The sequence below is a fragment of the Mucilaginibacter sp. cycad4 genome (genome assembly GCF_034263275.1).
GTDB lineage: Bacteria > Bacteroidota > Bacteroidia > Sphingobacteriales > Sphingobacteriaceae > Mucilaginibacter.
Map to the genome: position 1 here is coordinate 5150873 of NZ_CP139559.1, position 14795 is coordinate 5165667.

Consider the following 14795-nt stretch of genomic DNA (forward strand, 5'->3'; position numbering starts at 1 on the left):
TGTCCAAAACCAATTAATCCTTCAACATGGATATTAAACAAATTCAGGACCTTATTCGCTTTGTTTCCAAATCGGGCGTGAACGAAGTATCAATCGAGCAAAAAGATTTCAAGATCACCATAAAAACCAACGAGGTACAGCCTACGGTGGTTCATGCTACAATTCCTGCGGTTACACAACCTGTTACGCCGGTATTGCCAACCGCACCAGCTCCGGCTCCTGTTGAGCCTGCTGCACCAGCCGGTCCTGATACATCGAAATACATTACCGTTAAATCGCCTATGATCGGTACTTTTTACCGCTCATCAAGCCCGGATAAACCTATGTTTGTTAACGTTGGCGACGAGATAAAACCAGGTTCTGTAGTATGTATCATTGAAGCAATGAAACTGTTCAATGAAATTGAATCAGAAGTTTCAGGCCGTATAGTAAAAATTCTTGTTGATAACGCTTCACCTGTTGAGTACGATCAACCCTTGTTTTTAGTAGAACCAGTTTAATTGTTAAGTTGATTAAGTGGATGGTTGATTAAGTGAGTGGTTTTACTGCTTTATAAATCAACCTTTCATTGTTTAAGCTTATAAGTGTTTGATAACCTAATCAACCACTTAACTCAATCAACCATTAACTAACATATACTTATGTTTAAAAAAATATTAATAGCTAACCGTGGCGAAATCGCCCTCCGTATTATCCGTACCTGTAAGGAAATGGGTATTAAAACGGTAGCTGTATATTCAACTGCAGATCGCGATAGCCTTCATGTTCGCTTTGCCGACGAAGCTGTTTGTATCGGTCCACCGCCAAGCCGCGATTCCTATTTAAATATTCCTAATATCATTTCAGCTGCCGAACTAACCAACGCCGATGCTATCCATCCTGGCTATGGCTTCCTGTCTGAAAATGCCAAGTTCTCTGCCATTTGCGCTGAGTATGGTATCAAATTTATTGGTGCCACTGCCGAGCAGATCAACCAGATGGGTGATAAAGCTTCGGCTAAGGATACCATGAAAAAAGCGGGTGTACCTATCGTTCCCGGTTCTGATGGTTTGCTTAGCGATGTAAAATCAGGGATTGCTATCGCCAATAAAATAGGTTACCCTGTTATATTGAAAGCTACCGCCGGCGGTGGTGGCCGTGGTATGCGCATTGTTTGGAAAGACGAGGAGTTTGAGAACGCCTGGGATTCGGCCCGTGCCGAATCTGGTGCAGCCTTTGGTAATGATGGCTTATATCTTGAAAAATATGTTCAGGACCCGCGCCACATCGAAATCCAGGTTGTGGGCGATCAGTTTGGCAAAGTTTGCCATTTGTCTGAACGTGACTGCTCCATCCAGCGCCGTCACCAGAAACTGGTTGAAGAATCACCTTCACCTTTCATGACCGAAAAGCTTCGCAAAAAAATGGGTGAGGCTGCTATTAAAGGTGCCAAAGCTGTTTCATATGAAGGTGCAGGTACAGTAGAGTTTTTGGTTGATAAAGACCGCAACTTCTACTTTATGGAGATGAACACCCGCATCCAGGTGGAGCACCCGGTTACCGAAGAGGTGATCAACTTCGATCTGATCAAAGAGCAAATTAAAGTTGCTGCAGGTATCCCTATCTCAGGTAAAAACTACGAGCCAACCATGCACGCCATTGAATGCCGTATCAATGCCGAAGATCCGTTTAACGGTTTCCGCCCGTCACCTGGTAAGATAACCAATTTCCACTCACCAGGTGGTCATGGCGTACGTATCGATACACACGTGTACACAGGATATGTTATTCCGCCAAATTACGATTCAATGATTGCTAAAGTTATTTGCGTGGCTCAAACCCGCGATGAAGCTTTAAGCACTATGGAACGCGCATTGAGCGAATTTGTGATAGAAGGCGTAAAAACTACCATTCCATTCCATTTAAAATTATTGAAGGATCCTAACTTCCGCGCTGGTAATTTTACCACCAAGTTTATGGATACATTTGAATTATAAAAATAAATTCAAACTATCTTCATACTATAAAACGTATTTAGCATCATAGCGTTGATACAGCGGTATATATTACAATGAGCGAGAACAAGATCATCAAGGCCATAAAGGATAAAGGAAAAACGTTAGAGGCAGAAATGTCTTTCTTTGATCACCTCGAAGCCTTGAGATGGCACCTCGTAAGAGCTTCGGTAGCAATTGTAATATTTACCGCTGTTGTGTTTTACTACTACGACTGGATTTTTGATACCATTATCATGGGCCCCAGTAAATCAACCTTCTGGACTTACCGGATGCTTTGCAAAATCGGTGCTGCCCTGCACCGTGACGGTTTTTGCATTGACAAAGTAAACATCAAGCTCATCAATACCGAAATGGCGGGGCAGTTTACCCTCCAAATCAACTCGGCATTAATTATAGGTATTACACTGGGCGTCCCGTACCTGATATGGGAAATCTGGCGGTTTATCAAGCCGGCCCTGCACGATGCTGAACGTAAAGCCGCTACCGGCTTTGTGTTTTATGCCTGTGTGCTTTTCTTTTTAGGTATCACCTTTGGTTACTTCGTGATTACACCGATGTCAATCAATTTCCTGTCGAGTTATACGGTGAGCACAGTTATCCAAAATTTATTTGATATCGATTCTTATATCTCGTCAGTAGCTACTCTTACCCTTGCTACAGGTGTTGTTTTCCAATTGCCTATCATTGTTTACATATTGGCCAACCTGGGTGTCATGACGCCTAAGTTCATGAAAGAAACCCGCCGGTATGCCATTGTGGTAATCCTGGTGATAGCCGCCGTGGTTACCCCTACTCCTGATATGCTTACCATGACCGTAGTTAGTATTCCGCTGTTTGTATTGTACGAGGTTAGTATAGTTGTAGCCGGTCTTGTTGAAAAACGGAGGATTAAAAAAGAACAGGAGTTAGATAAAGCATAATTGCTTTTTAACCCGATTACATGCTGTTTTATTGAATGAGACAATAAATAAGTGAGATCCACATACTTTTTGGGTGGGTAATTTCTTTTTTTGAGCAATTACAAATTGGCCGGTTTATAACAAATTATTTACCTTTAAAAAGTGATAAAACGTTATACTTTTGATAAATGAAGCAAGGATTAAAAATCGCTATCGGTTCGGACCACGCCGGGTATGATTACAAACAAATTTTAACAGAGGCGCTGTCATCTGTCGAAGTAAAAGATTTCGGCACTTATTCATCCGAATCGGTTGATTATCCTGATTTTGCACATCCTGTAGCCAATGCCGTTGAAAGCGGTGAATGCGATCTGGGGATTCTGATTTGCGGTGCAGCCAATGGCGTAGCCATAACTGCCAACAAACACCAGGGCATTCGCGCAGCCATTTGCTGGAAAGAAGAAATAGCAGTACTGGCCCGCAGCCACAACAACGCCAACATAGTTTGCGTACCTGCCCGCTTTGTTACCCCCGAAGAAGCGAAGGCCATAGTAACTGCATTTTTGAATACGGAATTTGAAGGCGGCAGACATGCTAACCGTGTGGAAAAGATAGCCTGCGCTTAAGCCGGAGACTGGAGGTTAGAGATCAGAGATTAGTTGGTTCGTTCCAACTGATGGCTATGATCTATTAACTATGATCCATCAACTAACAACGAACTATTAACTAAAAGAATGAATAAATTACCATTATTGCTCATCGCGCTGGCTTCGGCAACGACGGCCTGTGCCCAGCAGAATGCCACGGCAATGAAATACGCCGGGCTGATTACTGCCGACGACGCGAAAAAGCACCTGAGCATCCTGGCTTCGGATGCCTTTGAAGGCCGCGAAACGGGTAAACCAGGCGCGGAGAAAGCCGCTAACTATATAGCCGGCGAATTTAAAAAATTAGGGCTTCAGGCCCCGGTTAACGGATCATACTTTTTTGATGTTCCCCTTACCGAAAATGCTTTGAAAGTAACAGCATTCACCGTTAACGGTAAATCATTTGAGTATGGTACCGATTTCTATCTAGGCGGCGCATTCCCTGATAAAAGCACATCTGTAAACGATATTGTTTTTGTTGGTTACGGTACCGATACCGAAATAGGCAGCACTGATCTGGCAGGCAAAATTATCCTTTGGATCAACGAAGACAAGCCCGAAGCAGGTACCACACCTAATACCGGTTACCGTATGACTAACGCGCGCATGAAGGTTATAAAAAACTTACAAAGCAAAAACCCTGCTATTATATTAGCCGCTAACCCGGGTATTGCAGACGCGCTAACTCGTTATGGCAAAAGCGTAACAAGCCCGAAGTTAACTATTAAGGATGGAATAGCTAAGCCGGCAAACACCAACGCCCCGGTAATTAACATCACCACGGCACTGGCCGACGAGCTGGTAAAACCGACAGGTAAAACCTTTGCCGATCTTAAATCTGCTTCGGCAGCAGCTACTACCCCTGCAGCAGCTATTAAAAACAATGTGGTTATAAATTACGCTACTACAAAAAAAGATGTAAAGGCGGTTGACGTGTTAGGCTATATGCCGGGCACCGACCTGAAAGATGAAGTGCTGATCTTTTCGGCACACTACGACCACATCGGTTTAAACCCTGATGAAAAGGCTAAAGATAAAGTAAACAACGGAGCCGATGATGATGGCTCTGGTACTACCGGCGTTCTGGAAATTGCCCGCGCTTTTGCTAAAGCTAAAAAAGACGGCCACGGGCCACGCCGCAGCATCCTGTTTTTAGGTAACGTTGGCGAAGAGAAAGGTTTATTGGGTTCTGAGTATTATTCAGATCATCCTGTATTCCCGCTGGCTAATACCATTACCGATTTAAACATCGATATGATTGGCCGCGTTGGTGAAGAGTACATCGGCAAGCCTGATTCTGCAAACTATGTGTACCCTATCGGTTCGGCCATGTTAAGCAAGGAACTGCATGACATTGGCGAGAATGCCAATAATACTTACACCAAATTAAAGCTTGATTACAAGTATGACGATCCAAATGATCCCAACAGGTTTTACTACCGCAGTGATCATTACAATTTTGCAAAACATGGCGTACCAATTATCTTCTACTTTAACGGCGTACATGCCGATTATCACCAACCGGGGGATGAAGTAAGCAAGATCAACTTCCCACTGTTAGCTAAACGCGCTCAACTGGTATTTTATACCGGTTGGGAACTTGCCAACCGCGATAAGCGCCCTGTAGTTGATGCTGCTGGTAAGTAGTGAGAGGTTGATTTAGTTGATTAGGTGAGTGGTTCGCTCACGGACAATATTTCTATGTAGAGGCGCATGTGATGCGCCTCTTTTTGTTAAAGAAAAATTGATTTATTGAAACCATACGCCCAATAAAATGTTCAAAAAATAAAAAACCACTCACCTAATCAACTAAATCAACCACTCACCAAAAAACATAAAACAAAAAGTCTATTTTCGCATATATGGGAGCAACCGCTGAAGAATTTTTGGTAAAATCGGAGGAGAAGGCATTTGATGCTGATCATCGCCGGATTATCAATTTCAATATTGACCGGTACAATACAGCGGTATCGCGGGGTCTTTCACGCATTATTAATTTGGATAACGCCAAAAAGAAAGGTCATGTGCTTAAGTGGAAGGTGATGGAAAACCTGGATAAATTCCTCCCGGAATTTGAAGCCAATTTTCAGAAACGCGGCGGCAGGGTGATCTGGGCTAACGATGTAGAAGAGGCCCAGCGTGAGATCCTGAACATCATCAAAAAGGCCAACGCCAAAACTGTGGTGAAATCCAAATCAATGGTTACCGAAGAAATTCACCTGAACGAGTTTTTAGAGAGCAATCAAATAGAATCGCTCGAAACCGATTTGGGTGAATACATAGTGCAGCTGTTAGGTCAAAAGCCATACCATATTGTTACCCCGGCCATGCACCTGAGCAAGGGGGATATCGCAAAGCTTTTCCATGAAAAGTTTGGTATCCCCATTGATGCCACGCCCGAGCAAATTACCCTCAAAGCCCGTGAGCTGCTTCGTGAAAAATATGTACAGGCCGACGTGGGTATCACCGGTGCCAATTTCCTGCTGGCCGATACCGGCAGCATCGCCATCAGCGAAAATGAAGGCAATGCGCGTCTTTGTACTACATTCCCTAAAATCCATATTGCCATTGTGGGGATCGAGAAGGTCATCCCTTCCATTACCGACCTGGATTTGTTTTGGCCCATGCTGTCTACCCACGGTACAGGACAGAACCTTACCGTTTACAATACTATATTAAGCGGTCCGCGCCGGCCGGATGAAACCGACGGGCCTGAGGAAATGTACGTAGTGCTGCTGGATAATGGCCGCACCAATCTGCTGGCAAAAAAAGACCAGCGCCAGGGCCTTTACTGCATCCGGTGCGGGGCTTGCCTTAATGGCTGCCCTATTTATAAAAACATTGGCGGCCACACTTATGCTACCACCTATAGTGGCCCGATAGGTTCTATCATTACCCCGCACACCCAGGGAATGGAAGATTTTAAACACCTGAGCTATGCTTCAAGCCTGTGCGGTAAGTGTACCGAGGTTTGCCCGGTTAAGATCGATATCCATAAAATGCTACTCCTCAACCGCCGTGATGCGGTGAACGAAAACCTGGTTACCAATAAAGAACGCTGGGGCTGGGCCATCTGGAAAAAGGGAATGATTAAACGCAAGCTTACCGATTTTTTTGGCGGCGGCATGAAAAACTTCCTGCTTAAAACCTTCTTTAAACGTACCTGGGGTCATCTGCGCGAGATGCCGCGTGTGGCTGATAAATCATTCAGCAAGCAATGGCAGGAAATGAATAACACACCCGAAGAATAGTGCTATGCGTAAAATAATCTTAAACCTCGCTGTTAGTCTCGATAGCTATATTGAAGGCCCTAATGGTGAATACGACTGGTGCTTTGACGACCAGGATTATGGCCTTACCGATTTTTTTAAAGCTTGTGATGCTGTCTTCATCGGGCGCAAAAGTTATGAACTGATTATGCGTACCGATCCAAAAATGTTTGCCGCCATGAAAATGTATGTATTTTCGGATACACTTCATGATCCGCAAGCTGATAATGTTGAAATACTGAGGTCTGCTGATTTTAAAAGCAGGATCGAAGAAATCAGGAGCCAGGAAGGACGGGATATCTGGTTGTTTGGCGGGGCAGAACTTGTTGAAGCGTTTATCAAAAAAAACCTGATCTCCGAATTATTATTATCAGTACACCCCGTAATTTTAGGTAGTGGAAAACCACTTTTTACAAATATAAAAGAGCGCATTAACCTGATACTGCTTGGCGCCGAGCAATTTTCAAGCGGACTTATTCAGCTCAGGTATATCATCAAACCGTAGTTCAATCTGGGGTTACTTCATGGCATTGTAATTTGGAAGCTCAAAGGTAAACGCCATATGTCCGCTCTGCGCTTAAGTACCCTACCCTACTTCAATAACCACAAAATCCTTTTGCATCCGCTTCACCTGTTCGGCCATGCGTTTAATAAACAGGTAATTTGCCGTACCGCCAATAACCGCGCCAACAACGGGTACCAGGCGTTCGGCAGTTCGGGTGCCTAATATCATAAGCATCCTTTCGGCAATGCCTTCCATCATGGTTTTGGTGATAGCCACACCAGCTTCCACCCTTACGGATGTTGCCACTAACGACATGAAATCGTCGAACCCATTGTCATACGTGCCCCGATAATAATACATAATGCCCATAATAGCCCTAAACTGCTGGGTGATCAAATTGATAAAATCAAATGGGATCCCTGCTACGAGGGTAAACATCCCCCCGCTGCCGGCCATAGCGCCCGAACCTGCTGCAAGACAGGCGCATTGGTTAATAAAACCTTCAAGGCCGAGTTTATCAACGCCGTTTTTTATTTTAAGCTGATCAATGCCTTCAAATATTTTCCTAAACCCCATATGGGCAAGGCTTTCGGTATGTAACCGGATCTCGGTACGTATTTTATTGAGTTTGATGAGTTTCATTGTTTGCTGATTAAATGCAGGATTGTAATCCCGCGTATATCAGTAACAACGGATGCCAAGACCTGTTTTGCCGCAACTCGAAATAGAGATAATAATTAATTTGAATGAATGGCCGTGTTAACACAACCTTCAACTCCTCTGATTAGTATCCTGCCTCTTGATTCTTAAAGTCTTGCTTCCGGCCCTTTACTTCCACTTAAAACTTTTGATCATCACAGCCAGATCCTGCTTTATAAAATTAAGCACCGGCTGTATGGAGTCAAGCCGGGGTTCACTGTTAAAATATAGCGCCCCACGCATATAATTATGTACGCTATCCGTAAGGAAAAACTGCGCCGATGAAGCGGCATTGCCGTCTATTGTATAATAAATACCATAAACTTTCTTATCGGCATAATGGATGATGCCTTCGTCAATAGATGTGGCTTTTACCGTATGCTTAAAGGCGAAAGTGCGGGCATCCTCCACCAGTTCATTAAACTCTTTTTTTGAGGTGATGGGCTGATAGCTTAAATGCAGCGTGGCATTAAACTGCGGGAACTGCATATTTACCCAGCAAGGTTTGGCCTCACGCTTTTTATCGGGTTCAATAAAGGCGTATTTGGGATAGTTAAAAGTATATGGGCACCCGGCAGCATAATCACGGTATTCTTTTTTAGGGAATGCTATGCGATAGTAGCCGCGCGGCTTGGGTGCATAATCATGATTGCCGCCACACGCCGCCAAAAACAATAGCACTACTACCAGTAAACTTACATATTTCATGGATGCTTCTCCTTTGAGTTCCAGATCTCCCATGATTTTTCGGCCTGTAAAACCAGCATTTCATAGCCATTTTTAGTGACCGCACCGCGCTCACGACCGCGTTTTAAAAACAGGGTTTCTTCAGGGTTATAGATCAGGTCGTACAAAATATGATTCTCGCCAATAAAATCATAAGGTATAGGCGGGCATTCATCAACATTGGGATGAGTACCCAGCGGGGTTGTATTGATGATAAGTTTATGCTGCAGGATATGGTGCGGCTGAAGATCTTTGAATAATATATTATCCGCATGGTGCGTGGGCTTGCGGGTAACAACTTTATAAGTGATACCTAAGTTTTCGAGTACGCACTTTACAGCCTTTGCGGCACCGCCATCACCCAAAACCAGGGCGTCATCATTTCCATCGCCAATTAAAGGCTTCAATGATTCCTCAAATCCGTAAATGTCGGTATTATACCCCTCCAACCTGAAATCATGATCTTTAACTCCTATCTCGCCCGAAAACGCGGCTTCGATCGGGCTTTCGGCAGTTACCCTGATACAGTTTACGGCACCGGCAGTACGGGCGTCGTGCTCTATCCAATCTAAAAAAGGCAATACATTTATTTTATGGGGAATGGTTACATTAAGACCACAAATATCCGGATGTTCATCAAGCAAGTTCTGCAGGTCCTTGATATGCTCAATGGGATAAAGATCATAGCGTGCATCTGTAATACCTTCGGCTGCAAATTTTTCGGTAAAAAACTTTTTTGAAAATGAGTGAGAAAGCGGAAAACCAATTAGTCCGTAGTGTTTCATGGTCAATTTTATAACGATACCAGCTGCTAAAGTAATCAATTATAGCTTTAAGCCGGCATATAGCTTTAATGGCGTAATATTAGCAACAAAACAGGCAATTTTAACTATAGATTTAAAAAGAATAAGCCACAAAACACTTTGGATAAAAATTATTTATAAGGAAGTTTATTTCAAATTAGGTAATTCCGGGCAGTGATAAAGTTGTAATTTGGGCTTCAATATCATGACCCCTATTACAATTTACCTCAGTCATCCTTTTAGGAGGATCATCCCTTTTTGTTTTATTGTTTTATGCAGTTTTACTGCACAGGCTCAAAGTCAGTCCCGACCTGCTAAAGAACCTGTACTGAAAATGCTCCGAAGCATGAAAAGCCAGGATTCGGCAGCTATGCTTGCAAAAAGGCTTGTGGATTCGGCCAGGAAAAATCACAATAAACTGTTTGAAGCGCGGATCTTACTGGCCCAGGCCTACCAGGCTTACGGCATAGGTAATGAACATGATGCCTTAACTTTTGGCCGCGAAGCTACCAAACTTGCCACCCCGGCCGATTCACTTACTTACGAAAAAGCACCGATAATGGTAGCCTACATGCTTAGCCGCGAAGCCAAAACGGTTGAAGCCTTAAACGTTGCTTTTAAAATACTGAAAGAGTGCGATAACCGGGCATGGAAAAGTTTGAGTATCGACTGCCGCGCTTGTATTGCTGATATCTACAGATCGATTGATAACCCAAAACAAGCCCTGCCATACGCAGAGCAGGCTTCAAAAGATGCTTTGAGCATAAAGGATACAGCTTCTTATATTTTTGCGCTGAGCAACATATCCAACATCCTTTCCGAACGGAGCATATCGTCGCCGGGTAACCTGGTAAAAGCTACCCGGCTAATGGAACAGGTACTTGATAAAAAGTATGCTCATTTTCTTTCAGACTTTAGCATAGCCCGTTACCAGGGTAATCTGGGCAGGCTTTACCTCATGACCAACCAGGATAAAAAAGCAGAGGAGATCCTGATGAAATCATTGGAATTATCCCGCAAAGGGGATTTCAAAACCCTCGAAAAGCATAACCTTAACGAACTTATGACCATGTATGTTGATCATAAAGAGTTTAAAAAGGCTGCACAATACGGCGAAATAGCTGTTGCTATCCAACCCGAAGCACAAAGTAATATTACGGTGCAAAAAAACATCTATAATCATTTAATCGATGCATATAAAGGTATTGGCGATTATAAAAATGCTTTTAAGTATAGTTATCTGTACCGGAGGCTTAATGACAGCATCAACGAGCTCGATAAGGTACGGGATGCTTCCGAACTGGATAAAAAATACCAGGCAGATAAGCGATTATTGATAGCCGCCGGCCAAACTAAGCTGGTTGAAGTACAACGGAATTTTTTAATTGTACTTGCGCTGTTTATAGTGATGACATCAATTATCAGTTATCGCTGGTTTATACTTAAAAAGAAAAGAGAGACGGCATTACTGGCCGAAGAACATAGCCAGCTGGAAAAACTGGATGCTATGAAGACACGCTTTTTTGCCAACATAAGCCATGAATTACGCACCCCGCTAACGCTCATCATGGGGCCGGCGGCTCAGCTAATGGCTTTTAATAATTATGAAGACGAACAGCGAAACATGCTGCACTCAATATTACGCAATAGCAAAAAGCTGCTCAATATGACTAACGAATTGCTTGATCTTGGCAAGCTGGAAGCAGGGAAATTAACATTACAACTTAGGCCGGTTGCACTATTGTCATTTGTTAAGATATTATACCAGGGCTTTGCATCGGCTGCTGAATATAAGCAAATCGATTACAGATTGCTCAACTCCATTGATCCAATACTATTTGTTTTGCTTGATCAGGAAAAGTTTGAAAAAACGGCTAATAACCTCATCAGTAATGCCATTAAGTTTACGCCTTACGCCGGTACTATAACTATTACGGCTGATATAAAGCCGGAAATGATTGAGTTTAGTGTATCTAATACCGGTATGGGTATTCATCCGGATGATCTCCCCAATATTTTTGACCGCTATTATCAGGGCAGAAGTAATAACACGCCCTTAGAAGGAGGTACGGGCATAGGCCTTGCTATAGCACGTGAACTTACAGAATTGATGGGCGGGCGTATTACTGTTGATAACGACTGGGGAAAAGGCGTGTTTTTTAAGATAGATATCCCGCTTAAGGCAGCTGAAAAGCCAGCAACTGAAGTACCCGGAACAGAAGCCGTAATTGTTTCGTCTGTTAAAACCAGCGTGGAAAACACTAATGGGGAGCTTATTATGCTGGTAGAAGACCATCATGAAATGGCTGCTTATATTGCAGATATTTTACGGCCGCTTTACCGGCTCATCACTGCCGGTAATGGCCGCGAAGCCCTGAAAAAGCTGCAAAATATGCCGGTAATGCCCAGACTGATCATATCAGATGTGATGATGCCCGAAATGGATGGCTTTACCCTGCTCGAAACCCTGAAGCAAAGCACTGCTTACTGCAACATTCCGGTGATTATGCTCACTGCGCTGGCGGATACAGGGCATAAGCTTAAAGCGCTTCATATTGGTGTTGATGATTACCTTACCAAGCCCTTTTTAAGCAGCGAATTGCTTGCACGTACTGCCAACCTTATTGATAACGCCGCCGCCCGCTCGGGGATCACTATTCCGGATGAAGATGAGCTAAACACTTGTAACAACGGTCAGCAGCTTGAACAACCGGCAGAAAGCTCCGGTCTGATACTTTCGCCAGCCGATTTATCCTGGCTTGAGGAACTGGAAGCCCAGGTACGAAAACATACCGGGAAAACGGACCTTACCCTTGCCGCATTGAGTTATGAACTGGCTATCAGCGAGCGGCAATTGTTTCGCCGCATAAAATCAATTACCGGGCTTACACCCAATAAATACATCCGCGCTATTAAGCTGCAAATAGCACGCGAAGCCATTGAAAGCGGCAAGTACCGCACTATTGCCGAAGTATCATATGCCGCGGGTTTTGATACGCCTACATATTTTGGCAAATTATTTAAGGAACATTATGGCCGTGACGTTAACGAATTGCTTTAAACCTTACGGTTGGCTATCATTTTAATTGTCTTTTTAGTTTTTAGGGCTTTTTATCGACAAAGGATGCTTTTTTATCGCAAATGGCGGTTTTGTAAAGCTAAATGGCAGTTTTTTTACATTGCTTTTGGGCAGTTTTGTGAGATACAATTCCCCTAAACAATGATTGTGACTTTTAATGAGGATAAGCTCAGTACCGATAACAACCAAACTGATACAATACCAACTATCGGCAAAGCACCTGATGCAATATGCCCAAGATGTAAAAACAAATTTTGCGACCGGATAAAAAGAGGCGCTATTGTTAAACTGTTGCTTCCCCGGCTTGCGGTAAAACGCTATCGCTGCAGCAGGTGTTCAAACCGGTTTTATAAACGCGGATAAATTTTATTTTAAAGAAGCATCTACCTTTTATTTTTTAGGATAGCAAGAGAAATCAGCCTTTCAACTTAAACCTGAATTATGCCTGATTTTAATTGTGCTTTGCCGGTTTACCTTCGGGTAGCCGGCATTGTTTTTTGTATCCGTTTGCAGAAAACGGATCGCATGTGCGGGCAAGAGATGGATATGAAACGTCTCTACAAAAAATGGTATAAGGCGATAAAATGCTTTTTTTGTTGAATTACATCAAATAAAAAAGCCCGCCAGTTATCCCGGCGAGCCTTCTTCATTAAAAGTAAGATTTTAAATAACCTTATTCAATAACGCTTAATTTAAGCGTATTGGTTTTACCTTGTTTAATAATAGGCGTAGAAGCAGTGTTAACAACTACGTCGCCTGTTTTAATCAGGCCTTCGGCTTTAAGAGTGTCATTAACATCAGCAATGGTTTGATCGGTGCTTTCCAACTGATCATAATAATACGCTCTCACACCCCAAACGAGGCTAAGCGCGTTCAATAATTGCTTGTTTGATGTAAAGATATAGGTACTGGCTTTAGGCCTGTGGCTTGATATTTCAAATGCAGTATAACCTGAAGTTGTCATGGAAACAATACCTACCGCATTGCTTTGCTCAGCAATATGCACGGCAGATTCGCAAAGTGCATTGATCAGGAAATCCGGAGATGACGGATCTTTGGCTGTTGCTTGTTTAGGAGCGTTAAACGGATAGCCTAATTCTTCCACATTGCGTACAATTTTGGCCATAGTTTCAATAACAATAACCGGGAACTCGCCAACTGATGTTTCACCGCTTAACATCACCGCATCGGCACCATCAAGTACAGAGTTGGCAACGTCATTCACTTCGGCACGGGTCGGGCGTGGTGTGGTGATCATTGACTCCAGCATCTGGGTAGCAACGATAACTGGTTTTGAAGCGGCACGGCATTTACGGGCGATCATTTTTTGGAGTAATGGCACTTCTTCAAGCGGCATTTCAACACCAAGGTCACCGCGGGCAACCATTACACCATCTGTTGCGGCAATAATGGCATCGATATTATCAATAGCTTCCGGCTTTTCAACTTTGGCAATCACCTTAGCTGCCGAGCCGTTGCGTGCTATAATACGTTTCAGGTCAATAATATCCTCGCCTGTACGAACAAAAGAAAGACCGATCCATTCAACATCCTGTTTAAGGGCAAATTCAAGGTTGATCAAATCTTCTTCGGTTAAGCTTGGGATAGATACTTTGGTGTTTGGCAGGTTAACACCTTTACGTGATGTTAAGATACCACCATGAACAACCTCACATATAACTGTATCAATTTTGTTGGTTTCAATAACCCTTAATTGCAACTTACCATCGTCAAGCAAAATAATTTCGTTTGCCTGTACATCCTGCGGAAAGGTATCATAAGTAATATAGATCTGCTCATCGTTACCAATGCATTCATGCGTGGTAATTTTAATGTGCGTTCCGTTTACTAAATGAATACCGCCATCCTTTACCAGGCCTATGCGGATCTTTGGGCCCTGTAAGTCGGCCAGGATGCCTACGTTGGTTTTGTATTGCTCGTTAATCTCACGGATAAGATCGATCACTACCTTATGATCTTCGGGCTTACCGTGCGAAAAATTAAGACGGCAAACGTTAACACCTGCCTTGATCATCGCTAATAAAACATCTTTTTTAGCTGATGCCGGCCCCATGGTGGCAACAATTTTTGTACGATTATAGTATAGTTCCATATTATTCGGGTTAAAACTGGAGGATATTTAATGATTGTAAAACCAACACCTTTTTAAA

At 43.2% G+C, this 14795-nt stretch carries 12 protein-coding genes; 8 read left to right on the forward strand and 4 right to left on the reverse strand.

The features are described 5' to 3' along the window. The first annotated feature begins 26 nt into the window (after window positions 1-26). The 7 genes from accB to SNE26_RS20910 all read left to right on the forward strand — a co-directional run bounded on the left by accB (window position 27) and on the right by SNE26_RS20910 (window position 7317). A complete protein-coding gene (accB, locus tag SNE26_RS20880; protein ID WP_321555833.1) occupies window positions 27-500 on the forward strand; it encodes an acetyl-CoA carboxylase biotin carboxyl carrier protein in 474 nt (157 codons plus the stop codon). 141 nt (window positions 501-641) lie between these two features. After that, on the forward strand, window positions 642-1976 hold the full coding sequence (gene accC / locus SNE26_RS20885; protein ID WP_321555834.1) for an acetyl-CoA carboxylase biotin carboxylase subunit: 1335 nt from the start codon (window positions 642-644) through the stop codon (window positions 1974-1976). A 74-nt stretch (window positions 1977-2050) separates the two neighbouring features. Continuing rightward, window positions 2051-2917, forward strand: a complete 867-nt coding sequence (gene tatC, locus SNE26_RS20890; protein ID WP_321555835.1) for a twin-arginine translocase subunit TatC — start codon at window positions 2051-2053, stop codon at window positions 2915-2917. A gap of 167 nt (window positions 2918-3084) precedes the next feature. Then, window positions 3085-3522 (forward strand): ribose 5-phosphate isomerase B, encoded by a 438-nt coding sequence (gene rpiB, locus SNE26_RS20895; RefSeq protein WP_321555836.1) that lies wholly within the window; start codon window positions 3085-3087, stop codon window positions 3520-3522. A gap of 108 nt (window positions 3523-3630) precedes the next feature. Beyond that, window positions 3631-5190: a M28 family peptidase gene (locus SNE26_RS20900; protein WP_321555837.1), complete on the forward strand. Its 1560-nt coding sequence runs from the start codon at window positions 3631-3633 to the stop codon at window positions 5188-5190. Window positions 5191-5405: 215 nt separating this feature from the next. Further along, window positions 5406-6794: a LutB/LldF family L-lactate oxidation iron-sulfur protein gene (locus tag SNE26_RS20905; protein ID WP_321555838.1), complete on the forward strand. Its 1389-nt coding sequence runs from the start codon at window positions 5406-5408 to the stop codon at window positions 6792-6794. A gap of 4 nt (window positions 6795-6798) precedes the next feature. Then, complete coding sequence (locus SNE26_RS20910) at window positions 6799-7317, forward strand: dihydrofolate reductase family protein (protein ID WP_321555839.1); 519 nt, start codon at window positions 6799-6801, stop codon at window positions 7315-7317. A gap of 81 nt (window positions 7318-7398) precedes the next feature. On the opposite strand, the gene SNE26_RS20915 is transcribed toward SNE26_RS20910, so the two are convergent. The 3 genes from SNE26_RS20915 to aroE all read right to left on the reverse strand — a co-directional run bounded on the left by SNE26_RS20915 (window position 7399) and on the right by aroE (window position 9527). Then, window positions 7399-7959, reverse strand: coding sequence for a hypothetical protein (locus SNE26_RS20915; RefSeq protein WP_321555840.1), 561 nt, complete (start codon window positions 7957-7959; stop codon window positions 7399-7401). 186 nt (window positions 7960-8145) lie between these two features. Next, window positions 8146-8757: a gliding motility lipoprotein GldD gene (gene gldD / locus SNE26_RS20920; RefSeq protein WP_321555841.1), complete on the reverse strand. Its 612-nt coding sequence runs from the start codon at window positions 8755-8757 to the stop codon at window positions 8146-8148. Beyond that, a complete protein-coding gene (aroE, locus tag SNE26_RS20925) occupies window positions 8721-9527 on the reverse strand; it encodes a shikimate dehydrogenase (protein ID WP_321555842.1) in 807 nt (268 codons plus the stop codon). Before aroE ends, gldD begins: the two co-directional genes overlap by 37 nt. A 352-nt stretch (window positions 9528-9879) precedes the next feature. On the opposite strand from aroE, the gene SNE26_RS20930 reads away from it, so the two are divergent. Further along, window positions 9880-12606, forward strand: coding sequence for an ATP-binding protein (locus SNE26_RS20930; RefSeq protein WP_321555843.1), 2727 nt, complete (start codon window positions 9880-9882; stop codon window positions 12604-12606). A 691-nt stretch (window positions 12607-13297) separates the two neighbouring features. On the opposite strand, the gene pyk is transcribed toward SNE26_RS20930, so the two are convergent. Further along, entirely contained in the window at window positions 13298-14737 is a 1440-nt protein-coding gene (gene pyk / locus SNE26_RS20935) for a pyruvate kinase (RefSeq protein ID WP_321555844.1), read from the reverse strand. Window positions 14738-14795 lie beyond the last annotated feature (58 nt).